At 40.5% G+C, this 25,449-nt stretch carries 23 protein-coding genes; 15 read left to right on the top strand and 8 right to left on the bottom strand.

The genetic code is table 11. The features are described 5' to 3' along the window. Positions 1-22 precede the first annotated feature (22 nt). The 4 genes from MTO68_RS08600 (at position 23) to tatC (ending at position 2,849) form a co-directional block, all read left to right on the top strand. A complete protein-coding gene (locus tag MTO68_RS08600) occupies positions 23-784 on the top strand; it encodes an SDR family NAD(P)-dependent oxidoreductase (RefSeq protein WP_244015628.1) in 762 nt (253 codons plus the stop codon). Between the two features lie 564 nt (positions 785-1,348). Then, positions 1,349-1,567 (top strand): Sec-independent protein translocase subunit TatA, encoded by a 219-nt coding sequence (gene tatA / locus MTO68_RS08595; protein ID WP_004721526.1) that lies wholly within the window; start codon positions 1,349-1,351, stop codon positions 1,565-1,567. A gap of 17 nt (positions 1,568-1,584) precedes the next feature. Next, positions 1,585-2,067 carry a Sec-independent protein translocase protein TatB gene (tatB, locus tag MTO68_RS08590; RefSeq protein ID WP_244015627.1) on the top strand — a complete coding sequence of 161 codons (483 nt, stop codon included), beginning with the start codon at positions 1,585-1,587 and terminating at the stop codon, positions 2,065-2,067. After that, positions 2,064-2,849 carry a twin-arginine translocase subunit TatC gene (gene tatC / locus MTO68_RS08585; RefSeq protein ID WP_034616039.1) on the top strand — a complete coding sequence of 262 codons (786 nt, stop codon included), beginning with the start codon at positions 2,064-2,066 and terminating at the stop codon, positions 2,847-2,849. Before tatB ends, tatC begins: the two co-directional genes overlap by 4 nt. Positions 2,850-2,968: 119 nt before the next feature. On the opposite strand, the gene MTO68_RS08580 is transcribed toward tatC, so the two are convergent. The 6 genes from MTO68_RS08580 to MTO68_RS08555 form a co-directional block, all read right to left on the bottom strand. Further along, positions 2,969-4,084, bottom strand: coding sequence for an NAD(P)-dependent alcohol dehydrogenase (locus tag MTO68_RS08580; protein WP_034616037.1), 1,116 nt, complete (start codon positions 4,082-4,084; stop codon positions 2,969-2,971). A 33-nt stretch (positions 4,085-4,117) separates the two neighbouring features. Then, the gene (locus MTO68_RS08575; RefSeq protein ID WP_034616035.1) at positions 4,118-5,572 is read right to left on the bottom strand and encodes a benzaldehyde dehydrogenase; all 1,455 of its coding nucleotides are present in this window, start codon (positions 5,570-5,572) and stop codon (positions 4,118-4,120) included. Positions 5,573-5,668: 96 nt separating this feature from the next. Continuing rightward, entirely contained in the window at positions 5,669-6,550 is an 882-nt protein-coding gene (locus tag MTO68_RS08570; protein WP_034616032.1) for a transporter, read from the bottom strand. A 511-nt stretch (positions 6,551-7,061) separates the two neighbouring features. Next, positions 7,062-8,858 carry a sigma 54-interacting transcriptional regulator gene (locus tag MTO68_RS08565; RefSeq protein ID WP_244015626.1) on the bottom strand — a complete coding sequence of 599 codons (1,797 nt, stop codon included), beginning with the start codon at positions 8,856-8,858 and terminating at the stop codon, positions 7,062-7,064. Between the two features lie 583 nt (positions 8,859-9,441). Next, complete coding sequence (locus tag MTO68_RS08560) at positions 9,442-10,134, bottom strand: LrgB family protein (RefSeq protein WP_244015625.1); 693 nt, start codon at positions 10,132-10,134, stop codon at positions 9,442-9,444. Further along, positions 10,131-10,523 carry a CidA/LrgA family protein gene (locus MTO68_RS08555; RefSeq protein WP_244015624.1) on the bottom strand — a complete coding sequence of 131 codons (393 nt, stop codon included), beginning with the start codon at positions 10,521-10,523 and terminating at the stop codon, positions 10,131-10,133. The genes MTO68_RS08560 and MTO68_RS08555 overlap by 4 nt, the downstream gene beginning before the upstream one ends. Positions 10,524-11,135: 612 nt before the next feature. On the opposite strand from MTO68_RS08555, the gene MTO68_RS08550 reads away from it, so the two are divergent. From MTO68_RS08550 to MTO68_RS08540, 3 genes are read left to right on the top strand one after another with little or no spacing between them, the layout of a single operon-like run. Further along, the gene (locus tag MTO68_RS08550; protein ID WP_244015623.1) at positions 11,136-12,593 is read left to right on the top strand and encodes a cytochrome ubiquinol oxidase subunit I; all 1,458 of its coding nucleotides are present in this window, start codon (positions 11,136-11,138) and stop codon (positions 12,591-12,593) included. Then, the gene (cydB, locus tag MTO68_RS08545) at positions 12,586-13,590 is read left to right on the top strand and encodes a cytochrome d ubiquinol oxidase subunit II (RefSeq protein ID WP_244015622.1); all 1,005 of its coding nucleotides are present in this window, start codon (positions 12,586-12,588) and stop codon (positions 13,588-13,590) included. The genes MTO68_RS08550 and cydB overlap by 8 nt, the downstream gene beginning before the upstream one ends. A 14-nt stretch (positions 13,591-13,604) precedes the next feature. Continuing rightward, on the top strand, positions 13,605-13,727 hold the full coding sequence (locus tag MTO68_RS08540) for a DUF2474 family protein (RefSeq protein WP_004820453.1): 123 nt from the start codon (positions 13,605-13,607) through the stop codon (positions 13,725-13,727). Positions 13,728-14,282: 555 nt separating this feature from the next. On the opposite strand, the gene MTO68_RS08535 is transcribed toward MTO68_RS08540, so the two are convergent. After that, the gene (locus tag MTO68_RS08535) at positions 14,283-15,548 is read right to left on the bottom strand and encodes an OprD family outer membrane porin (protein ID WP_244015621.1); all 1,266 of its coding nucleotides are present in this window, start codon (positions 15,546-15,548) and stop codon (positions 14,283-14,285) included. Between the two features lie 557 nt (positions 15,549-16,105). Here MTO68_RS08535 and catA point away from each other — a divergent pair. The 3 genes from catA (at position 16,106) to MTO68_RS08520 (ending at position 19,954) form a co-directional block, all read left to right on the top strand. Further along, complete coding sequence (gene catA, locus MTO68_RS08530) at positions 16,106-17,050, top strand: catechol 1,2-dioxygenase (RefSeq protein ID WP_244015965.1); 945 nt, start codon at positions 16,106-16,108, stop codon at positions 17,048-17,050. A gap of 85 nt (positions 17,051-17,135) precedes the next feature. Continuing rightward, positions 17,136-18,392 (top strand): GTPase, encoded by a 1,257-nt coding sequence (locus tag MTO68_RS08525; protein ID WP_244015620.1) that lies wholly within the window; start codon positions 17,136-17,138, stop codon positions 18,390-18,392. Beyond that, a complete protein-coding gene (locus MTO68_RS08520) occupies positions 18,392-19,954 on the top strand; it encodes a dynamin family protein (protein ID WP_244015619.1) in 1,563 nt (520 codons plus the stop codon). The genes MTO68_RS08525 and MTO68_RS08520 overlap by 1 nt, the downstream gene beginning before the upstream one ends. A 193-nt stretch (positions 19,955-20,147) precedes the next feature. Here MTO68_RS08520 and catM read toward each other — a convergent pair whose 3' ends face one another. Beyond that, on the bottom strand, positions 20,148-21,065 hold the full coding sequence (gene catM, locus MTO68_RS08515; RefSeq protein WP_004721564.1) for a cis,cis-muconate-binding transcription regulator CatM: 918 nt from the start codon (positions 21,063-21,065) through the stop codon (positions 20,148-20,150). A gap of 118 nt (positions 21,066-21,183) precedes the next feature. Here catM and MTO68_RS08510 point away from each other — a divergent pair, with 118 nt between their 5' ends. The 5 genes from MTO68_RS08510 to pcaF all read left to right on the top strand — a co-directional run bounded on the left by MTO68_RS08510 (position 21,184) and on the right by pcaF (position 25,444). Next, positions 21,184-22,293 (top strand): muconate/chloromuconate family cycloisomerase, encoded by a 1,110-nt coding sequence (locus tag MTO68_RS08510; protein ID WP_244015618.1) that lies wholly within the window; start codon positions 21,184-21,186, stop codon positions 22,291-22,293. 14 nt (positions 22,294-22,307) lie between these two features. After that, the gene (gene catC / locus MTO68_RS08505; RefSeq protein ID WP_244015617.1) at positions 22,308-22,598 is read left to right on the top strand and encodes a muconolactone Delta-isomerase; all 291 of its coding nucleotides are present in this window, start codon (positions 22,308-22,310) and stop codon (positions 22,596-22,598) included. Positions 22,599-22,734: 136 nt separating this feature from the next. Further along, positions 22,735-23,418, top strand: a complete 684-nt coding sequence (locus MTO68_RS08500; RefSeq protein ID WP_244015616.1) for a 3-oxoacid CoA-transferase subunit A — start codon at positions 22,735-22,737, stop codon at positions 23,416-23,418. Positions 23,419-23,420: 2 nt separating this feature from the next. Beyond that, positions 23,421-24,074: a 3-oxoacid CoA-transferase subunit B gene (locus MTO68_RS08495; RefSeq protein WP_209826427.1), complete on the top strand. Its 654-nt coding sequence runs from the start codon at positions 23,421-23,423 to the stop codon at positions 24,072-24,074. 155 nt (positions 24,075-24,229) lie between these two features. Further along, the gene (gene pcaF / locus MTO68_RS08490; protein WP_244015615.1) at positions 24,230-25,444 is read left to right on the top strand and encodes a 3-oxoadipyl-CoA thiolase; all 1,215 of its coding nucleotides are present in this window, start codon (positions 24,230-24,232) and stop codon (positions 25,442-25,444) included. Positions 25,445-25,449: the final 5 nt, after the last annotated feature.

Below are 25,449 nucleotides of genomic sequence, written 5' to 3'. Positions count from 1 at the left end.
GGAAAAGACAAAGAGAAAAGATATGGATTATCGCAAGAAAATGGACTTAAGCAATAAACTGGCACTGGTCACAGGTGCAGGTCAAGGCATAGGTGCAGCAATTGCTGAAGCACTTGCTGCGACAGGCGCCGAAGTTATTTGTACCGACATCTTACTGGATCGTGCAACAACAACTGCACAAGCGTTAAAGGCCAAGGGCTATCTTGCACGTGCGGAAAGCTTAGATGTCACGGATAGTGCAGCGATTAACGCGCTTGCTCAAGCATTACCAGCGCTGGATATATTGGTATGTAATGCGGGCATTGTGACGAATACCCCAGCTGAGCATATGACAGATGAGGAGTGGGATAATGTCATCAACATCAACTTGACTGGCATCTTTAAGACTTGTCGTGGCTTTGCCCGTCAAATGCTGGATGCTGGGCGAGGATCGATTATCAATATTGGTTCAATGTCAGGACAGATTGTCAACGTGCCACAACCACAATGTCACTACAATGCCTCAAAAGCAGGCGTGCATCATTTAACTAAATCTCTTGCGGTTGAATGGGCTCAACGTCATATTCGGGTGAACGCTGTTGCCCCCACCTATATTGAAACACCGCTATTAAAAAACCTTGAAAACCAAGATAACTTAGTCAATCAATGGCTGGATATGACACCTGCTAACCGTATGGGGCAAGCGCATGAAATTGCGTCTATTGTGCAATTTCTGGCTTCAGATGCCTCAAGTCTAATCACAGGTTCAATCATTACGGCGGATGCTGGTTATACCTGTATTTAAAATCAACACGCTCAATGCGATCTATTAAGCTTGGGTCTAACTCGAAAATAAAGGAAGATGATCTTATTCAAGCATTGGAACAGAATCAGATTATGGGGTATGGTACAGATATAGTGGATCAGCAATCCAGTTGAGCGGCTTGTTGTTTAATCAAGCCGAATAGCCCAAAGCAACTCGAACCTCATCTGCTTAATTTATCCATTACAGGAGATGACTAAAACAACCACTGAAACATAGCAATGATTATTTTCAACGCTATTTCGATATTGAAAGACGATTTAAACAAGAATATCCCAAGGATTAAACGGAATTTAATTGACTGGACAAACAAAGTGAAAATAATGCTGAAAGAGAAAAAATTCTTGTGAATTTATTGAAATTTTCTTTTTTAAAAACTTAACTTATACCCTACTCGCTCAAAACCTATTCATTTTAAATACACTGCTTTTAAGTGTAAGACCCTAAATGATTAGGTTATTTAAAACAATGAATTGAATCAATGGATGTTGATCTCAATACAGTAAAAATCAATTCTCATGGACAGGAATAACAAGGGAGAACACTATGGCTGGTTTATCAATTTGGCATGTGATCATTTTTGCAATTGTGGTTATTTTATTATTCGGGACATCTAAGCTTAAAAATATTGGTAAAGATGTTGGCGGCGCAGTCAAAGACTTTAAAAAATCAATGCGTGAGGAAGAAAACATCGCATTGAAAGAGACCAACACGCTTGAACATGAGGAGACCAAGAAACCATCCGACTCAACCATTAACAGCTAAGTTTAGGGATGATATAGATGTTTAATGTTGGAATGTCTGAACTTTTTGTGTTTGGCATTATCGCTCTTCTGGTACTTGGGCCAGAAAAACTGCCAGAAGCCGCTCGTTTCGCGGGGAAATGGTATGCCAAACTCATGCATTTTGTGAACAATGCCAAACAAGATATTGACCGTGAACTCGGGTTATCCGAACTACGTGAGCAAGTCCAACAAGAAATGCAGCGTATGGCCGAGCTTGAACAAAAAATGCAATCCCAACTTGCTGAACTTCGGCAGCAAACAGAGGCAAGCGACGCTAAACAACAGCTACAAAGCAGCGCTACTGAAAAAACAGTAAAGTTTAACAGTTTGATTTATCGTGACTTATTGAATAATCAAGCCTATTACTCAGTATTTACACCCCATTATTTGCAGAACTATTTACAGCATCAACACGCATCTGATGATCATCAGACAGAGCCTAAAGCCTCATCTCTGGTAAAATTAAAGGTGATCGCATGAATACACAGCTCCCTCAATCTTCATCACCCGCTGTGATTGCAAAAGACCTACCGTCTGAAGAACTACAGCAAATGCCACTGATTGAACATTTAGTGGCGCTTCGTCAACATTTGTTTAAAACGGTAGGGGTTCTATTCGCACTATTTTTTTGTTTATTGCCTTTTGCCAATCGAACGTATCAACTACTCTCAGAACCGTTAAGAGCTCAGCTTCCTGCCAATTCATCCATGATCGCAACAGATGTTACTGCAACATTTATGGCACCATTTAAGCTTAACTTTTTTGTGGCGATTCTGCTGGCAATGCCTTTTATTATTTATCAGCTCTGGAGTTTTATTAAACCCGCACTTTATGAAAAAGAAAGATCACTGGCACTTCCCTTGTTGTTAGGTAGCATCCTATTATTTTACGCAGGGATTGCCTTCGCTTACTTTATTGTACTGCCTTCTATTCTGCATTTTTTCATCAGTGTCTCCCCCGAAACCGTCGCACCCATGACCGATATCAATAGTTATCTCAGCTTTTGTTTAAAGTTATTTTTGGTGTTTGGGGTAACTTTTGAAATTCCAATGATCACACTTTTATTGATTTTAATTGGTGTGGTTAGCACTCAGAGTTTAATTGCAAAACGCCGCTTTATTATAGTGGGCTGTTTTTTTATCGCTATGTTTGTAACACCACCTGATGCAATTTCCATGATTATGCTTGCGATCCCAATGTGGTTATTGTTTGAACTAGGTTTATTATTTGGAAAATTACTGGAAAAGCGAAGAAAGCGCTAAACTCATCCAACTAGCTTAAAACACTTAACCTAAAATCTGAAACTAAACCCAAAATTTAAACCTCAAAACGCTTAAAATCAAAGAAATGGCATGCTCATCAATGAGCATGCCATGCAAGATTATGCAATTTTAATAATCGGTTTGAGTGTAATACCCTTGTGACTATCTATCGCAGCTTGATTGATTTCATCAAATGCATAGAATTTTACAAGTTGGTCAAATGGAAATTTCCCTTGTTGATATAAGCGGACTAACTCAGGGATAAATTTCTTGGGCGAACCACTCCCCTCAACGACACCTAAAATAGTTTTCCCACCCAATAACAGATCGTTTACATCAAATTGTGCAGTTGTGCCTAATTGAGGTGCACCTACCACGGCGATTTTGCCTAAAATACCCAGCGCATCAACACCTTGTTTTAATATCTCAGGTCGCCCAGTAGATTCCAATGCAAAGTTGGCTCCACCATCGGTAATCTCTTTAATCGCAGCCACAGGATCTTGAGTTTTACTATTGATCACATGGGTTGCACCCAATTGTTTTGCCAGCTCCAAACGAGATTCAACAATATCAACAGCAATAATGATCGAAGCACCACACACTTTTGCCGCAAGCAAAGCACTCAGACCAACAGCACCAGCACCCCAAGTCACAAAACTACTGGAAGGTGTCACTTTTAAAGCATTTATACATGCACCAGCACCTGTTTGAATACCACAACCTAATGGTCCTAATAGTTCAATTGGTACGTCTTTGGTCACTTTAACCGTGTTATTTTCACGACTTAAAGCATAGGTTGCAAAGGAGGATTGGGCAAAAAAATGATCATTTACCACGCCATGATCATGGGTACAAAGTGCATGATTCCCTTCTGAATCCGCCCCACTAAAATTTCGTCCAAAAAACTCTGAACAATAGGCAGGATTTCCAGTATTACATTGGGTACATTTTCCACAATACCCGTAACTTAAGACCACATGATCGCCCACTTGAAGCTCGGTTACATTAGGGCCAATCGCCTCGATAATTCCTGACCCTTCATGTCCAAGGACAGCAGGCAGCGGAACCGGATAATATTGATCACGTACAATCAGATCGGTATGGCACATTCCTGTAGCAACCACTTTTACCAATACTTCATCACCTTGCGGCTGACGTATTTTTAAAGCTTGCAGCTCAAAGTCAGCACCTTTACATGGGGTCACTGCGGCAATAATATCTTTTAATTCACTCATCGTATAACGTCCTGTAATGATTTATTTAATTGTTTAAAAAGGATAATGTGGCGCTTGAGCCTGTACTGTAATCCATTGCCATTGGGTAAATTCATCGGCATTGGCAGGGCCGCCAATACGCGTACCATTACCTGATGAACCAAAACCACCAAATGGATTGACCGTTTCATCATTTACGGTCTGATCGTTGATATGTAGCAAGCCCACTTTAAGCTGCGCTCCGAGTTGCATACCTCGTCCCACATTGGAGGTAATAATGCCTGCTGAAAGCCCATAATCGCCGTCATTGGCTAATTCAATGGCCTGTTCATCTGAGCTAAACGGGATCAACACGGCAACAGGACCAAAAATCTCTTCACTAAAAATCGAATTGTTTGCAGTCACATCGGTCAGTACAGTCGGTTGAAAAAACACCCCATCGGCATGTCCACCGATTTCCAATGTTGCGCCTTCATTAACCGCAGCGCTGACCAATTGTTCTACACGTTGCGCTTGTTTGGCATTGATCAATGGCCCAATGGTGACATTCTTGTCACAAGGATTCCCTACCACAAAATTCTGCACTTTTTCAATGACACGCTGTTTGACCTGTTGATAAATTTTTTGGTGAATCAAAATCTTGCCAGAGGTCATACAAATCTGCCCAGAATGTAAAAATGCACCCCATGCAATATTTTCTGCTGCCAACTCAATATCCGCATCATCCAAAATAATCAGTGAGTTTTTCCCACCCAATTCTAGAGAGACTTTCTTTAAGGTCTTTGCCGCATTCGCCCCCACAATCCGTCCAACTTGGGTTGATCCCGTAAATTGGATACTGGCAATATTTTTATCCAAAGTCAGTGCTTCACCAACTTCTGCCCCACCTGGCAATACATGCAGCAGCCCCTTTGGCAATCCTGCAAGTTCAAAAATCCGTGCAATCACATAGCCACTGCACACTGCTGTACGCTCATCAGGTTTTAACACCACCGCATTACCAAAGGCCAAAGCCGGTGCCACAGCACGTAAAGCTAAGTACAGTGGAAAGTTAAATGGAGAAATGACCCCAACAACACCTAAGGGCAAGCGTTTCGCTATACTTAATTTGCCATTTTGCGTAGGTAATAATGTGCCCTGTTCAGTTGCAGGTGAAGCAATACAATGTTTAAGCACTTGAATCGCAATACTCACTTCAAAGCCTGCTTTCAGTTGTAATGAGCCACTTTCCTTAACCAGCCACTCAATCACTTCCGCTTGATTTTCTGTCAGTAAAGCAGCAGCTCGCTCAAACACTGCCTGACGCTCTTGATAATTTAAAGCCCACCACTGTTGTTGAGCGGCTTTGGCTTGTTGTGCAGCACTCACCACATCAGCGGCAGAGGCATAACCGATTTCACCAAGCACTTGACCTGTTGCAACCTCAATCACACTGTAGGTGTCTTGGGCTGACTGCCATGAACCGTTAAATAATTTTTTATCCCAAACTTCTTTTGTGAATATAGACATGATGACCTCTTCAAAATTTATTTAAACAATTGCTTTACTGTTCCAACTGCATCCTTGTAAAAAATGACGCAATCAATGTGTTACACCTGCTTTAAATTAAAAAATGTAAAAAACACGAAAATTCAAACCGTAATCCTTCTTAAATCCGCTTTCTGTTCGTGTGTCTGAAAGCAACTGCGCACTTAATTGAGTTTTTGCATTCAGCATTTGCTGAAACTCCAATCGCGCTTGTTGTTTTTCCATGTTCTGATCCAGTTTGATTCCATCCAATTGTTGCTCACCCCCATAATTTGCGGCATAACCGAGGGCTATTCTCTGTTTAGAATTCAAGTCGTAACGTAAGTTAAATTGAGTTTGATAGCTGGTCGCTTGTGAAAGTGTTTGATCGCCCTTTCCCGCTTCATCGTTGTCTCCATACAAAATCACATCTTGATAAAGTTCAAAAGCAAGCTTGCCATATAGCGGCTGTACCCATGCCAGTTGAAGATCATACTTAAATCGGTTTTCGCCTAAATTCACCGCGTCATTTCGATCATATTGCCCAAATGGCAGATAAATAAATGGGGTAAATGCCAGATAACGACCCGATGAACCTTGTTCAGGTTGATTAATCAACCAAAAAGCAGAAGCAATCACTGGATCTGCAAAACCTGAGGCATTGTTTAAATCAGTATCGCCAATTTGCGTATGCCGTATTGTTCCAAATGGTAAAATTATTTGAGGTGTTGCACGTAAACCAGCGATGTCGGTGTAATGAATTAAGCGCGCAATACCGATATCCGATTTAGATTCAGCTCTGGTTTTATCGCCATTTTGGTAATAACCCTCCATTTGACTATGTTGATAATAGAACACACCTGCATTGGTCCCTTTTGGCAATGCTGTATAATCCCCCACGTTTACGTCAATCGCATGGCTATACTGTACAAACATGCCACTCAACATAAGAAGCAGGCTATTTTTATTGCTAAAACGCATCATTTATTCCCTTTAGTTTCAAGCATCCTTTTCACTACTCATTGCACTTGTTTAAATTTTGAATCAAAAATCAATCGATTTATCCATGACGAATTGACCATCTACACTTGATAAATCGTTTGATAGATTTGTTTTAATCAAATATGAGCCATAGAATATTTGCAGTTAGCGTGCCAATATTTTTATAATTCATAATCATAGACTTAAAACAAGGTTACATTTCCAATGTCCAATAAATGGACAGCATTGAGAATGCACTGTCCAATCAATGGACAATCACTGGGGGCATAAAACAAGGATGGGGGTTAAATATGAATAAGGATTAAAAACAAGAATAAGGGCTAGTTAAGTTTAAAAATAATGCGTACATAATAAGTTGATATTTAGGCAACGTTGAGTTGCCCTAGCATGATGAACAATCAGAAAAAAAGCCCAAGCTGTTCCGACAAGACCTAATATACAGTCCCAAGATCAAGCTTTGGATGGAGTAAACGTTGCAATAAAATCAGTATTAATTGCCAATATATTTATATATCGTTGTTCTTGAAATGTTTAAGCGTTTCGCTGTCCTTGCGATATTGCCATTTTCTTCTTGTAATACCTGCACAATCATTTGCTTGGTCAAGCTATTTAAGTTTTTATTTTCATCTAATATCAATTGCTTACTTTGCTGCTGAATCGCTAAATCAGCTTCAGGTAAATATAAATGATTTAAAATTTCACTGTCTTTAAACGCTGCAGATAGCTTCACCACATGAATTAATTCACGAATATTTCCTTCCCATGTGTGCCTATCAAATTGTTGCTCTACATGGCTCGACCATTGTGCTATACCAAATTGATCCAGAACGTGGTGTAAAATGATCTGTTTATCTTGACGTAAGCGTAAGGGTTGTAAATGTACCTGAAAACCGCAAATACGATAATATAAATCACGGCGGAATGACTGCTGTTGTATTTTACTTTTTAAATCCTGATGTGTTGCACATAACAGTTTAAATGCTGACTTGATCGGTTTACGTCCTCCAACCCGATAGAACTGCTGATCTTGTAACACTCTTAAAATTTTCACTTGTAAATGTAAAGGTAAATCACCAATCTCGTCGAGAAAGAGTATGCCCTGATCTGCCAGTTCAATTAAGCCTTTTTCGCCTTGCCGTTTAGCACCTGTAAAAGCGCCGCCTTCATAACCAAATAATTCTGCTTCAAGCAAATGATCTGGTATTGCACCGCAATTAATTGAAATAAAAGGCAAATCTACATCGAGCTTCTGATGTAACTGCTGAGCAAAATGATCCTTACCTGTACCTGTTTCTCCGGTAATCAATACAGGAATATCGGCTTTTAATGCTTTTAGCGCTTGATCAAGCAAATGCTGTGTCGTGAATTTGCTTGTTTTATTCTGCAACGGCCCATTCACACTACGTAGCTGGGCATAAAAAAATGCATGGTCAAAACTTTGAATTAAAAAACAATCACTCGAATTTAATGGATTCAAATGCTCGGTTAGCAAAAAATGATCCATTGGTTGCTGCAACAATTGCTCAATAGAACAATTCAGCAATTTCAACGCCATTTGGTTGGCTTTGAGGATTTTTCCTGATTGATCCAGTACGATCATGCCCGTATAGGCATTGTCCAGCAAATCTTTGGAATGTTGAAAATAAAGGACCCGTTGTTCAGGTTGTAGTGCTACCTGAATAATCTTATTTTCCAAAATATAACTTTGGTAAAGTAAGTGACGCAACCAATTGCTCGCCAAAAGCCCTTGTGGTGAAGTGATATCTAAAGCGCCGAGTACATCACCACAGCCATTGAATATCGGAACCGATGCACAAGAATAATTCGAAAATTCATCCAGATAATGTTGATGCCCTGTCATGATCATAGGCTGTTTAGACATCACACTACATGTCGGTGCAATCGCACCAAACACAGAGGGCTCAATAATACGACCCGTGCATAAATAATGATATTGGTCATCTAAATCAGGATTGTGACGTTCAGCAATAATTTTAAGCTGATGATTAATTAAGAAAACGATAACATCCTGTTGCCCAAATAAGCGCCAGACATCATTTAATACACCTTCAGCCAATGCAGCTAATTTTATATCACCCTGTGAAAGGTCAGCGACAGGAAACTCGTCTAAGTCAGTGATTTTGGAGAAAGGACTTAAGCCCGATTTTTTTGCACTTTCCCAAAGCTGTAAGATGGGTGAATCTCGTTGCAGAAGCTCTGGCAGTTCTCCAGTATTGTAAAAGTTATATTTAATATTTTGCCAAGAAAATTCAGATAACCCATCCATAAGCCTATTCCAAATCCAGCAGTTGCTTTCGATCATCCCGTTGATGATCCTAATATAAAATCACCCTCTCTAGAATATGACAAGGGCTAAATACAATTAAATATGTAGCGCAAAATCTGCACCGTCACAAAATCCCATACGGAGATTTAAAATAAATATTCATGTAAATCAATTACCTTTAACATTGCATACTGTCTTTAAATGCCGCTTAGACTTCATTTTTAAAGATTATTTTTCAATCTAAATAAAATGAAATCAAACAATATGTTTGGGGTCTGTTGAAAATTCGTCTATGTTTGCGACTATGTGTGTTTTTTAGGCGATACTAGGCGCGAAATACGAAATTTAGTCATTCTAAATGATGAGAAACATCGTTTCGCAAGGTAACACGAAGCGGCAAAAAACACGCTAGTCCCCCGCTGCGCCTTGCGCTGCAAACAAAGCAGTGCTTTGTTCTTGCTCAGGGTTGTGGCTAAAATTATCTCAGCCTTCGTTATGAAACTTGAAAATAGTCTCGCTATTCTCTTCGTTTCATGCCTTGCCTGCTCAATTTTAACCTACAACGCAAGCCATTTATGAAATATCAACAGCCCCTCATCAATGAAATTATAAATGGCGCAAATAACACCATGATGATCCCTGAAATAATCATGGATAGACTGGCAATCACCCCTTCTAACTCATGACGTTGTCTTGCTCGCGCAATCCCCATCGCATGAGCGGCATTTCCTAGAGCAGCGCCTTGTGCAATACGGTTTTTATAGCGCATCCATAACAGTAAAAAATCACCAAATAACATCCCCACTAAGCCGGTTATGACCGTAAACAAAGGAATTAAACTGATTGAGCCGCCAATTTTTTCAGTCAATTCCAAGGCAAATGGAATAGAAATCGAACGCGCCAAAAGACTATTTTTCAAAATTTCGTCGAAATTGAACATACTTGCCAATAGCCAGCTACTTAAGATTCCCACCAGCATAGACATACTAGAACTGACGATTAAAACGAAAAAATACTGTTTGACGATCGCTCTATAACGAAATACAGGAATCGCAAATGCCACTGTAATTGGTCCTAACATGGCAACCAAATATTGGGTGTATAGGTAATAGTCTTGAAAGCGATGCTGAAATATAAAGATCAAAATAATACTGAGACTCGGCACTACAATAATCGGAGAAAAATATATTTTCTGGGTAAAAACAAATACGCGCTTTGCCACGAAATAACACAGTACCGTCCACAGCAAGTAAAAAACGCCCCACAACTCCGTCATTCCACATCATCCTGTTGCAAGAATAGTTTCACCATCAACACAGAGCTTGCCATCACCAAAGCGGTACTGAGTAAAATCACTAGAAATATTTTCCAACCACTGATCAAAAGTAATTGCTGATACTGAATCACACCGACCACTGGCGGAATAAAAAACAGTAACAGCTCACCCAACAGCATATCTGCACCTAGACTCACCTTTTCCAAGTTGAGCCATTGCATTTGCAATAAAATCAGCAATATAAAAAAACCGAAAACACCTGATGCAATGGGTAAATTGAACAGTTTTTGCAACATATATGCAAAACCCCAAATCGCTATAATCAAGCTGATTTGGTAGCTCGCGCGCTTAATGGTGGTTAACTCAGATATTGTATAAAACACTGTCATTTACATCCATATATTCATCATAACTCAAGCTAAATTTAACGGTACATACCTTTTTTCAACTTAAAATTGAGTGATATATCCGCAGTTTGCAGTGCATTAAAGAAAAAATATAGCTACAAAAGCAGCCGATAAAAATATAACAGTTTAGCCATTTTTTAAAAATCTGTTATATTTTTTCTCCTCATTTTCTGTACCTACATCCCAACTAAATAATGGTGCAAGATCTCAGGGTCTGTTGACAATTCGTCTATGTTTGCGACAACGAGTGTTTTTTAGGTGATACGAGACACGAAATACGTAATTTAGTCATTCTAAATCAGTAGTTCGTAACGATGTAGCAGCAAAAAACACTCTAGTCCCGAAGGGTTGTGGCTAAAATTATCTCAGCCTACGTTATGAAACTCGAAAATAGTCTCGCTATTCTCTTCATTTCATGCCTTGCCTGCTCAATTTTTGCCTACAACGCAAGCCATTTATGAAATATCAACAGACCCTAAACATTATTTCTAAGTAGGTAGTTTTTATGGAACGATCTATGGTTTTTTCCAAACTTAATCATGACGGTCATGGGTCTATAGCGGTCCAATGCCTCAAGCAACGATGGGGCATGCAATGAGTCTCGGATTAACTGCACTAGAACTGGCAAGAATTCAGTTTGCTTTCACTGTGTCTTTTCACATTATTTTCCCTGCAACCTCCATTGGTTTAGCCTGTTTCCTTGCACTGCTGGAATGGAAATGGTTGCGTACACAAAACCCAGTTTACAAAGACCTTTTCAAATACTGGATTAAGATTTTTGCTGTTGCATTTGCTATGGGTGTTGTTTCAGGCATTGTCATGGCCTACCAGTTTGGTACCAACTGGAGTGAGTTTTCGCGTATCTCAGGCAGTGTGACGGGACCATTACTCACCTATGAGGTTTTAAGCGCATTTTTCTTAGAAGCAGGCTTCTTAGGAATCATGCTTTTTGGTTGGGGCCGAGTCACCGCAAAAGCACATTTTTTTGCCACACTTATGGTCGCCATCGGAACCTGTATTTCCATGTTCTGGATTTTGTCCTCTAACAGTTGGATGCAAACACCACAAGGTTTTGCAATAGAAAATGGCATCATTGTCCCGACAGACTGGTGGGCAATTGTATTTAACCCATCGTTCCCCTATCGCTTTGCACATATGGCAACAGCTGCATTTTTAGTGTCTTCATTATTGGTTGTGGGCACAGCTGGCTGGCATCTGCTTAAAGGTCGTCGTGATGAATTAATTAAAAAATCATTCTCTATGGGTTTATGGATGGTGCTGGCAACCTCTTGTTTACAAGTGGTTATTGGTGACAACCATGGTTTAAACACCTTAAAACATCAACCAGCGAAATTGGCAGCAATTGAAGGACACTGGGAGACCAACCGTGACCATGCGATGCCACTTCTGCTGTTTGCGACACCAAACATGCAACAAGAAAAAAATACAACTGAATTCGGTATTCCCTATTTAGGCAGTTTGATTCTAACCCACTCCTTAGATGGCGAAGTCACTGGATTAAAGGACTTTGCAGCTGAAGATCGTCCAAATGTAGCCATCGTTTTCTGGAGCTTCCGTGTCATGGTGGGTCTTGGCATGTTAATGGTATTGCTGTCTTTAACAGCCTTATGGTTACGCAAAAAGAATCGCCTCTATGAGTCTACATGGTTTCATAAATTTGCCATTGTGATGGGGCCAACGGGTTATATCACTTTACTCGCAGGTTGGGTTACAACAGAAGTGGGAAGACAGCCTTGGGTGGTTTATGGCGTGTTACGTACCAAAGATGCGTTATCGCATACCGTAACAGCAGACCAAGTGGGACTCAGTCTGATCATTTTTGTACTGGTGTATACCGTTGTATTTGGTGCAGGGATTTATTATATGTTCAGACTCATGAAATCTGGACCTGAGTTTTTAACTCATTTAGATCCTGAAATAACCGGTTTAGGACATTTTAAAACCCCATTACGCCCCCTCAGTGCTGTGGATGATCCAATCGATGGACAACAAGCGCCGCTAGATCAAAATAAGGAGAAACATCATGATTGATCTCGCTTTAATATGGGTCGGCATTATCGGTTTAGGTGTACTGATTTATGTAGTGATGGATGGCTTTGATTTAGGCATTGGAATTCTCTTTCCATTTATTCCAGACCGACAAGAACGTGATGTCATGATGAATACGGTCGCCCCTGTCTGGGATGGTAACGAAACATGGATGGTGCTTGGCGGCGCGGGATTATTTGCAGCCTTTCCGCTGGTCTATTCTACGGTACTCTCTGCTTTACACCTTCCCATTATATTTATGGTGGTCGCATTGATTTTCCGTGGTGTTGCCTTCGAGTTCCGCTTTAAAGCAACTCGAACCAAATACTTATGGGATCAAGCCTTTATTTGGGGATCGATCTTATCCAGCTTTTTCCAAGGGGTTATCCTTGGTGCATATATCCAAGGTATTCAAACCACTGCGGGTATTTATAGTGGCGGTGTATGGGATTGGTTTACCCCTTTTTCACTTTTCACTGGTTTAGGTGTTGTTGTCATGTACGCCACTTTAGGTTGTGGCTGGTTGATTTTAAAAACGGAAGCGCGTTTACAAGACATCATGTATACGCTGATGCCAAAGCTATTAATCACGTTAATGGTTATTTTTGCTGCTGTCAGTATCTATACCCCGATCACACATCCTGAAATTGCCCAGCGCTGGTTTGCATTACCAAACCTTATCTATTTCAGCCCTGTGCCTATTTTAGTTGTACTCTTTTCTGGTTTAATTTTACATGCTTGTAAGCAACGACATGAGATCAAACCTTTTGTTTATACGCTGGCATTGGTTTTTCTGGCATTTACTGGATTTGTAATTAGTTTATGGCCAAACATCATTCCACCTTCAGTTTCAATTTGGCAAGCCGCTGCACCAGAATCAAGTCTTAAATTTACCTTGGTCGGTGCGGCAATTCTGATCCCAATTATTATCGCTTATACCTTCTTGTCTTACTGGGTTTTCCGAGACAAAGTCCGTATTGGTGATGAAGGCTATCATTGATCAAGGAGTTTTAGATGAACAAATACATCAAACAACTCAACCCTGTAACATGGTTTATTTTGTTGTGGTGTTTCGGTTTTGCAGCATTGGCTTTAATTGCGGGTTTATTTAGATTGATGCTTAGTTTTGCCTATTAGGCATATACTTGTTGATGATCTGACTAGCGAAGAAAGGATAAGCATTTAACTATGCTTATCCTTATTTATAGCCAAACCACCTAATTATTTATACAACTGATTTGCATCAAGTCATTGATCAGAAATGAAGCTTAAGTATTTGTATAAACTTTTAGAAACTGCTGGTTATCAATTCACTTTTTGTGCTTTTGAAGCATAGATACTTATCCTACCGTGGGGCGACAAGGATGTCGCCGTTGAGCGGGGGTATAGGATGTACCCCTCGCTCAATAAAAGATTTTTGTCCCTTTTTATCTCTAAAAAGGGAGGCATCGCCTACGCAAAGATATTTAAACTTTGAATGTAAGGTGTGGCATTGCAAGCTTTTTAGAATCAAACAATTTATTTTCTCCATACAATTGATTTAATTAAAAATGTTAATTAAGAGAAATTATATTCTTGTGTCTCAGTTTTTACAGGTTAACTATACTTGGACGCTTAAATGTCCTGACTACTAAAGATGATGCCCCTTATTTTTAATAGGGGCATCACTCGATTTATCGGATTAAGCAAAAATTAGAATTTAAAGGTATAGGTTGTGATAAAACGATTTTCCACAAAATCTTTGCCTGGCATGTTTCCAACACCATATTTAATATTGGCATCAATATAGCGCCATTCCACTCCAAGCCCCTTTAACCATCCTTCTGGAACAGTATAGTTTACAATCAAATTTTTCTCGGTTTCTTTATTATCCTTAAAGCCAGCCCGATAAATGTCACTACCATTTAAATAACGCAAGGTCAGTTTCAAGCCCGGTACGCCATGATCTTTAAAGTCATAACTATATAAGGCATGCCAAGTAAACTCTTTCGCTTTATAAAAAGCAATTGCAGACCAAGTCTGTAAATATCCTTGCGGAACATAACCATTTAAAAGTGGAATATTGTCCTCACCGAAGTGTTTTTGCACACCCGCTAAAAAGGTATTTGGGCCATGTTGTGCACTCGCTTGTAATCCTAGAGATTGAACATCGATGTTTCCAAAATAAGCATCACCATCCTCTTTATAATTAAAATAACGTGCATCTACTTTTAGCTTGGTCTCATTGACTTTTTCTGTATAAACCGCATTGAAATAGTGTTGTTGATAAATATCTTCCAACTGACCAAACCAGTATGAACCAGTGAAGTTTGGGGTAAACTTATAGTCTAAGCCGATAAAATTTAAACCATCACTTCTTTTGTTGGGATCTGTGGAGTTGCCCAAAGTGAATTTTCTATATTCATCATCATCTCGGGCATTAACACGGGTAAAACGGCCTGCAGACAGTTTTAAATTTTGAATGTCTTGGCTTTCTAACATTACCCCAGCATAGGTTGTCACCAATTGTCGAGAATCATCAATAAATAAAACCGGTGTTTTTGGAAAAAGCTCCCCCACTTTAAGCTCTGTATTTTGATATTTAAGTTTTAAGGTGGCACCTAATTTTAAATAATCCCGTGCTTGTTGGGCTTCACTTTTGTCATATTTAAAAACGGTATCTAAACGTTGATCATAACGATCATTTAAACGTAGGGCATATTGAAAACCAAAATCCAAACCGACTTGTAGCGCAGTGTCGCTATAACCCGATTCAAAGCGCCCAGATGCCGCCTGCGACCAACTGCCGAGGTCATGTTTGGTATCTTCGTAGTCACGTTCATTATAGAAATTACGTAAATAAATACTGGTGTTACTCTCTTCTAAAAACTCGGCATAAGCAGCATCTATACTCAGACATCCAAACAGCGTATAAAGTGCAACTCGTTGAGTTCTATAAAGCAGATCTAGCTTTAACATGGGAAATCCTTTCCTGAATCTTTGAAATTCTTGTTGTGTAAGTTCTAGGGTGTTCTTTGTCTTATCCTCCAGACAAAAACTTTTGCACTTCCTTAAAATATAAATAAATTCAAAATGATATAATTAAGGAAATACATCAGCATTATTCATTATCAGAATTATTAATGTAATTTTCCATGTATAATGTGGTATATGTTTATACCTTTTCAGTCATACCACTGCTATTTTAAATCTAGATAAACAATTTTTTGCTGTATAAAACCCCACATTAAGATATTGAAAAATAAATATTTTTTATTATTTTGATGATCTAACAACATTGTTATTTTCAAGCTATAGCATGACAGCATCACAGTTTTATCATTTGAGCGGGTTAAATATACCTTTTAAGTATTTAAAGATACCGAATTCAGTCTAGATAAGGGGATTACATTCAATTAAGGTATATAGAAGGATTTATGAACCAAGCAAGATTAGGAATGATGCTGGCTCAACGCACAACATATCTTAAAAGATATGACGCAAGCCAGCATTATGGCAAGATTAAGGAGATAGCCATGACAGCCAATAATATTAGAATTTTCGAGACGGAAGAAGTACAGAATTTCATTAACCTACTCAGCGGACTTGAGCAAGACGGTGGAAATCCTCGTACTAAGCAAATCATTCATCGGGTGGTTTCTGACTTATTTAAGACCATTGAAGATTTAGAGATTTCTTCTGACGAATATTGGGCTGCAATTGCATATTTAAACCAGTTAGGTACCAGTCATGAAGCAGGCTTACTTTCTCCTGGTTTAGGCTTTGACCACTTCCTTGATATGCGTATGGATGCAATTGATGCCGCTTTGGGTATTGAGAACCCAACCCCGCGTACCATTGAAGGCCCACTTTATGTCGCAGGTGCACCTGTTGCCCAAGGTTTTGCTCGTATGGATGATGGCAGTGATCCAAATGGTCATACCCTGATTTTGCACGGTACAATTTACGCTGCAGATGGTCAACCACTGCCAAATGCACAAGTTGAAATCTGGCATGCCAATACCAAAGGTTTTTATTCACACTTTGACCCAACTGGCGAACAACGGCCTTTTAATATGCGTCGTACTATTATGACAGATGCTCAAGGTCAATACCGTGTACAAACGATTCTGCCCGCAGGTTATGGCTGTCCACCAGAAGGCCCAACTCAACAATTGTTAAATCAATTAGGCCGTCATGGTAATCGTCCTGCACATATTCATTTCTTTGTATCTGCAGATGGTCATCGCAAACTCACCACGCAAATTAACGTTGCTGGCGACCCGTACACCTATGATGACTTCGCCTACGCAACACGTGAAGGCCTTGTTGTTGACGCAATCGAACATACAGATGCAGCAGCGATCCAAGCCAACGGTGTTGAAGGTCCATTTGCCGAAATGGTATTTGACCTCAGACTTAGCCGTCTTGTAGATGGTGTTGATAACCATGTGGTTGACCGCCCTCGCCTACAAGCTTAATTCAGCTAAAAGTCATTTTGTGAATCTTGAAATCAGGCGAGCTGTAACGGTTTAGCCTGATTTATTTTATGGAAAAGATATTTAGATGGATATTCATACTTTTGATGCAGCAAGCAATACTATTTTAGCCGTTGTACCTGAAGATGCGAAAGCTCTGGCTCGACTGCGTGCCATTCTACAGGCAGGGAAATTTCCTACGGTTACAGTGATTGGCAAATATAATCATGGTAAAAGCCGACTGCTAAATGAGCTTATTGGTCAAGATATTTTCTCAGTCGCGGATAAACGAGAAACGGTAGCCCTCTCCGAACATCTGCAACATCAAATCCGCTGGTTAGATGCACCGGGTTTGGATGCTGATGTGGCGACAATCGATGATCAACTTGCTCAAGATGCGATGTGGAATAAAGCGGATATTCGCCTCATGGTCCATTCGGTACGTGAAGGTGAGTTTGATCCTTATGAATTACACTTATTCCAGCAATTCGAGCAAGATGCAAAGCAAACCCAACGTCAAAGCTTACTGCTGCTTACTCAAATTGACCAAATTCCAGATCAAGCCGTTTTAGCGCAGATTATTGAGAGCATTCAAAATCAAGCACCAACTGCAACGATACGACCTGTATCAGCTACACGGCACCGTCAAGGTATCGAAAATTCCAAACCCGTACTGGTACAACGCAGTGGTATCCCCGAACTACAACACACACTTCATCTGATGCTTGAGCAAGTCCCCGCAATACGTCAATTTGAAAAAAAACAGATCATTGTTGATCTAAAAACGCGCTTATCCCAGCACCTAGAAACCATTCAAAGCAACATTCAGCAACTTACAACAAGCTTACAGCAGCAACGCCAAAATTTTGAGCGTGATCTCAATCAAATATTAGATAAAGTGCGTCAAGATTTACAACCGGTCCTACAGGTCTCTGGGCAGGATAATTCGCTAGAACCAGATTCTTTTGCCAATATGTATAAAGTAACCGCAGGCAAACGTGATCGTAACCGTATTCAAGTGGCTTATTCTCGTGCCTGTATCGAAATCAATAGCCATCTGGTGCACTATGGTGTGGTGGGTTTACCTGATACGCAAAAAAGTAATGTCCGCAGTCTAGATACGGTCATGGTTGCGGTGATGGGTGTCTCGGTCAAACTGCGTAAGGATCTCAATCTTATTTTTGTGGAAGAATCAGGTCGTCAGCGTTTACGTGGTGAATTTGCCCATTATTTGGAATTGTCTTCTGATCGAATGCAGTTGCAACAGCAATTACTTAATTTGCAGCAGCAACAGCAGCTCATCATACAAGCTCAACAAGCATCAACCACTTTGGAGCAGGTATAATGACCGTCCATGATTCGCATGATTCGACTCAGACGCTGATTGCGAGTAGCAAAGCTTTTGATCAGCAGGAACAGGATATCATCCTGCATTTAAATAAGATGCACACTTGGCATCAGCAACTGGCGATCAATCTTAATAAACAACGTATCAATCCCATTGGACTGACATCATATAGTCAGATTGCCCAAGACATCGCAGTACTCAATTCGCAGCTTGAAAGCTATCTCAGCCATTGGGAAACACAATTAGAAACCCTACATGCTGCACAATCCATCGCAGATCATTTTGACGATAAGATTATTTTGCTGATTTTCGGAAAATTCAATGCGGGTAAAAGTTCATTCTGTAATGTATTGGCAGAGTGTTTTCACAGACGCCAGCAAAGCGTTGAATATTTTTATCTCGACTCAGGTCAAATTATCAATAGTCAGGAGCATTTTAAAGAAGGTGCCACAGAAACCACCACACGCTTACAAGGGGTTTGTTTAGCAAACAATCTCATTTTACTGGATACCCCAGGACTTCATTCTGTTACGCCAGAAAATGAAGCATTAACCCAACGCTTTATGGATAGTGCGGATGGTGTCCTTTGGCTCAGTAGTTCCTCCTCACCCGGTCAGGTCAAAGAATTAGCGGCTTTGGGACAGGAATTACGCCGACATAAACCGTTATTGCCAGTGCTTACACGAAGTGATTATTTTGAAGAAGATGAAGTCGATGGCGACATTTGCCAGATTCTATGCAATAAAACCTCTAACCAACGTTATCTGCAAGAAACCGATGTTCAAACCCGTGCTATTGACCAACTGATCGCAATGCAAGTTGATCCTGTGCTGTTGCAATCGCCAATTTCAACCTCCTCTCAGATGTTGAAAAATGCGGATTTCAATGATCAGGCCATGCAAATGGCAGGTTTTAATCGTTTATTTGATGCACTTTTACATTTGATCCAACCTGCTCTAGCTTATAAACAGCGTAAACCTGCGGAAGCCCTGTTACATCATTTACAAGAACAAATTCTAACGCCTTTACAACTTGAGGTTGTGCCACAACTGCATCAATTACAGCAGCAGCTAAGCAATGCTATGAGCGCTTTGCTGCAACATAAACAGCAGATCATTACGCAAACATGGCGCAGTATGATTGCAACCCTGCCAAGCTTATTAGAGCAACATGCCGAGCAGCAAGCGGTGGATGAATTGTATAGTGCACTGACCCAACAGGCTCAACAGCTTCTATCACAACATATTGCAAATACTTTATCGGATTATCAACTGCAATATGCCCCTCTCAGTCCGTTACAGTTTGCTGAGCATCTGGCGTATGAAGTGATTTATGCTGATGATGCAACCGAGATCTTGGCCATTGGCCATGACCGTTTATATAGCGAGATCTCACATAGTTTATGGCAAAAGCTTGATCTATATAGCGATGAAGTTATTTCACAATGCCAAGAACTGCTGAGCAATCTTCAAGAGCAAATTGCCACCATCCAGCAAGGCTTAATCAATGACGAACAGGAACTACAATACATTGCGAATTCATTAAGAATGAAGGGATAAAGACTGATAATGTCATTTTAAAATCAATATTTTAAAATCATGGTTTCAAATCATTAACTCAATAGATCTCATTCATAAATCAAAAAATGATCATATTGAGTGAATTAGATTGGTATTAAAAGTCCCTTCTCCCGTTGGGAGAAGGCGAGGATGAGGGGATTTTAGCTTGATCTCAGCGCAGACCTATACTCGATTAATCCCCATCGAGTTGAAGTGGAATCCCTTCTTCTTCAAAGACTTGTCGAATACATTCTAAAATCTTAGGCAAATAAGGACTTTGATCCATATTTCTCACGGCTAATGAAATAGGACTATAGGCCTCTATATCCAAAATCGGAATATAGACCAGATTTTTCATGCCTATTTCACTGGCGCTTTCAGGAATAATGCATATCCCTTCCCCTGACGACACCAAACCCAAAGCCATATGGATTTCTCGAACTTCAACCATATCTTTCGGTACCAAGCCTAATTCGGTAAAAATGGATTGAATCAAGGTTGAGAAATTGGGCTTCTGTGTGGCTGGATAAGAAAAAATAGGTTCATTGATAATTTGCGATAAATAAATACCTTTATCAATATAACTGGTTAAATGATGATTTTTATGCGCGGCTAATTTTAATTTCTCTTTGTACAATAAAATGCGCTTAATCGATGGATCACTAATTCTTAAACGACCAAAGCCTAAATCTATTTTACCAAGTTTGAGTGCTTCGATTTGATCCTTGGTACTGTGTTCAATCAGCTCAACCTGAATATCAGGGTTATTTTGACGAAATAAATAAATTACCTGAGGCAATAACGCATACAGCAATGAACTGACATAACCAATACGGACAATTGTATTCATTGAACTAATACGCTTCGCCATTGAGGTGGCTTGCGCAGTATGAGTCAAAATTTGTACCGCATGTTGGTAAAAGAATTGTCCTGCTTCAGTTGTTCTTACTGGACGTGTGCCACGCTCAAATAAAAGAATACCGAGTTCTTCTTCTAACTTTTGAATCTGACGGCTCAATGGCGGTTGAGCAATACATAATTTTTCTGCAGCTTTGGTAATACTCTGCTCTTCGACCACTGTAACGAAATAACGAAGATATCTTAATTCCATCTCTATAAATCCCTTTTATATACCTTTTAAGTATCTAAAAATACCAAAATCGGCCTAGTTAAAGATATTACATTAAATTAGGGTATATAAATAGATTGATACTTAAGAAATAACCACGATGTACAAGTCCATAGAAACGCTGTTAATCGAAATTCCAACGATACGTCCTCACAAGATGGCCGTTGCGACAATGCAAACCCAAACCTTGGTCCTGATTAAAATCACGACTGAAGATGGTTTAATTGGCTGGGGTGAAGCGACCACAATTGGCGGTTTAGGTTATGGCGAAGAAAGCCCTGAAAGTGTAAAAACCAATATTGAAACCTATTTTTCGCCATTGTTAAAAACACTGTCTGGTGCCAATATTGCCCAAACAATGCAAGTGATCCATCGTAATATCAACGGTAATCGTTTTGCGAAATGTGCTGTTCAAACTGCATTATTAGATATTCAAGCGCAACGTTTAGGTCAACCCCTGAGTGAGATTCTAGGCGGTCGCTTACGTGACAGTATTCCTGTGCTTTGGGTTTTGGCGTCGGGCAATACCGAAAAAGACATTGCCGAAGCAGAAAAAATGATTGCGTTAAAACGTCACAATGTCTTTAAGTTAAAAATCGGTTCACGTCCTGTTGAACAAGATGTTGAGCATGTATTGGCAATCAAAAAAGCCTTGGGAGCAGACATCTCAATTCGTGTAGACGTTAACCGTGCTTGGTCTGAACTGAATGCAATTAAAGGAATTCAAATGCTTCAAGATGGTGGCGTTGACCTGATTGAACAGCCTTGCGCAATACATAATATTGATGCCATGCAACGTCTTAGCCGTAAGTTTGATATCGCGATCATGGCAGATGAGTCGTTAACAGGTCCACAAAGTGCTTATAACTTGGCAAAAACCAATGCAGCCTCAGTTTTTGCGGTAAAAGTTGCGCAATCTGGTGGTCTGATTGAAGCATGCGAAGTCGGTAAAATCGCCAATCTGGCAGGTATTGATCTTTATGGTGGCACTATGCTTGAAGGTCCTGTTGGAACAATTGCCTCAGCACATGCCTTCTCTACATTTAGCAATCTCGCAGCGGGAACTGAATTATTTGGCCCACTGCTACTGACTGAAGAAATTTTAAAAACACCGCTTCAATATGGCAATTTTGAGCTCAAAATTCCAACTGGTCCGGGCCTCGGCATTGAACTAGATGAAGACAAAATCGACAACCTACGTCGTCAATAATTCAAGGAGCTGACATGCTTTTCCAAGTACGAATGGATGTACACATCCCCCTCGATATGCCCGTCGAAAAAGCCAATGAAATTAAAACAATTGAAAAGGCTTATTCACAAGATTTACAACGTCAAGGGAAATGGCGTCATATCTGGCGTATTACAGGTCAATACTCAAACACCAGTATTTTTGATGTAGAGAGCAATGAAGAACTCCACAATATTTTACAGGGATTGCCTTTATATCCTTATATGAATATCGAAGTGACTGCCTTAAACCGTCATCCGTCTTCAATTCGAGAAGATGACCATTAAGCAGCGGGTGTAAATTCATTGACCAAATAACTGTGAGATAAGTTCTTTCTCACAGTTTTTTAAGTTTCTATACATGTCTATCTTTGCTAATGCGGCATGTATAGAAATTTAAAAACATGGATAAAAGGTTCGTCTTATGATTGATAAAAGTAAGCTCTCGTTGACTGAGGTTCTGTCACAAATCAAAGATGGTGCAACCATTATGATTGGTGGCTTTGGAACAGCAGGACAGCCCGCAGAGCTGATCGATGGGCTGATTGAACTTGGCGTTAAAGATCTGGTGATTGTCAATAACAATGCAGGCAATGGCGATTACGGTCTGGCTAAACTGCTTAAATCGGGTGCAGTCCGTAAAATCATTTGTTCTTTCCCTCGTCAGTCTGATTCTTGGGTATTTGACGAACTCTATCATGCGGGCAAGATCGAACTGGAACTGGTTCCACAAGGTAATCTTGCGTGTCGTATTCAAGCTGCTGGGATGGGTTTAGGTGCAGTATTTACCCCAACAGGCTTTGGCACCTTATTGGCAGATGGTAAAGAAACTCGTCATATCGATGGCAAAGACTACGTGCTTGAATATCCGATTAAAGCAGATTTTGCACTGATTAAAGCACATCAAGGCGACCGTTGGGGCAACTTGGTTTATAACAAATCAGCACGTAACTTTGGTCCAATCATGGCGATGGCTGCAGATGTCACCATTGCACAGGTTTCAGAGGTGGTTGAACTGGGTCAGCTAGATCCTGAACACATTATTACCCCAGGGATTTTTGTTCAGCATGTGGTTGCAGTTGATGCAGCCAATGGTAATGGAGAATAACAATGAGCTACCAAAAACTAAGCCGTGACCAAATTGCTGAACGTGTTGCCCAAGATATTCCCGATGGGGCTTATGTCAATTTAGGCATTGGTTTACCAACCAAGATTTCAAAATATCTGCCAACAGATAAAGATGTATTTCTACATTCTGAAAATGGTTTATTGGCTTTTGGTCCTCCACCTGCCAAAGGTGAAGAAGATCCTGAGCTGATTAATGCTGGTAAGGAATATGTCACCATGCTAACGGGTGGCTCGTTTTTCCATCATGGTGATTCTTTTGCCATGATGCGTGGTGGACATCTGGATATTGCTGTATTGGGTGCATTCCAAGTGGCAGCCAATGGTGATCTTGCCAACTGGCATACCGGTGCGCCAGATGCGATTCCTGCGGTGGGTGGTGCAATGGATTTGGCTGTAGGAGCTAAGAAAGTGTTTATCACCACCGATCATGTGACCAAGCAAGGTGAACCTAAGATTGTTGAAGAACTGACTTATCCAGTAACAGGTAAGCATTGTGTTGATCGTATTTATACCGACTTATGCGTGATTGATGTGACTACAGATGGCTTAAAAGTGCTTGAAAAAGTTGCAGGTCTGAGCTTTGAAGAATTACAGGCTTTGACGGGTGCTCAGTTGATTGATGCGACACAGGGATAATAAATCCTTCCTTTGCGGAATGATTAAATCTCTCCTAACGGAATGATTAAATCTCCCCTAACCCCTCTTTATGAAAGAGGGGAACTTCTTCTTTTACAAAGAGGTGAGCTGCGGCTGTAGCAGCACAAGGGAGATTATTTAAGGATATAAACAACATGAAAAACGCTTACATCATAGATGCCATCCGTACCCCATTTGGTCGTTATGCCGGTGGTCTTGCGGTAGTCCGTGCAGATGACCTCGGTGCTATTCCAATTCAAGCATTGATACAACGTAATCCAACGGTAGATTGGCAGCAAGTTGATGATGTGATTTATGGCTGTGCCAATCAGGCCGGTGAAGACAATCGTAATATCGGGCGTATGTCAGCATTATTGGCGGGTGTGCCATACCAAGTGCCAGCAACCACTGTGAACCGTTTATGTGGATCATCACTGGATGCGATTGCCATGGCAGCCCGCGCCATCAAAGCCAATGAAGCAGATTTAATTATTGCCGGTGGTGTAGAAAGTATGAGCCGTGCGCCCTATGTGATGGGTAAGTCGGACAGCGCTTTTGGACGTAGTCAAAAGATCGAAGACACCACTATGGGCTGGCGCTTTATCAATCCAAAACTTAAAGAATTGTATGGTGTGGACAGCATGCCACAAACCGCTGAAAACGTGGCAGAACAATTCAATATTAACCGTGCGGATCAAGATCAGTTTGCGCTGAATAGCCAACAACGTACTGCAGCAGCACAAGCTCAAGGCTTTTTCCAAAATGAGATTGTGCCTGTCACTATTCCACAGCGTAAAGGCGATGCTGTGCTTGTGGATACGGATGAACATCCACGTGCATCAACCACTTTAGCTGCGCTGACAAAACTTAAAGGTGTGGTCAAAGCTGATGGCACAGTCACGGCGGGTAATGCATCAGGGATTAATGATGGTGCTGCGGCATTATTAATTGCTTCAGATGAAGCCGTAGAAAAATACCAATTAAAACCACGTGGCAAAATTATTGCAGCAACCACGGTGGGTGTTGAACCACGAATTATGGGCTTTGCGCCAGCGCCTGCGATTAAGAAACTGCTTAAACAAGCCGATCTTAGCTTAGCGCAAATGGATGTGATTGAACTGAATGAAGCTTTTGCAGCCCAAGCTTTGGCGGTAACCCGTGATTTAGGTTTGGCAGATGATGATGCACGTGTCAATCCCAATGGTGGGGCGATTGCTTTAGGTCATCCTTTGGGTGCATCAGGTGCCAGACTGGTGACCACAGCCTTAAATCAACTTGAACAAATCAAGGGTGAATATGCCTTATGTTCAATGTGTATTGGGGTGGGACAAGGTATCGCACTCATTATTCAACGTGTTGATCAAAATTAAGGAAC

The organism is Acinetobacter sp. NyZ410, from assembly GCF_022828975.1.
Lineage (GTDB): Bacteria > Pseudomonadota > Gammaproteobacteria > Pseudomonadales > Moraxellaceae > Acinetobacter > Acinetobacter guillouiae.
Note: the sequence above shows the minus strand (reverse complement) of the source record. Positions and strands in the feature narration are given on the sequence as shown.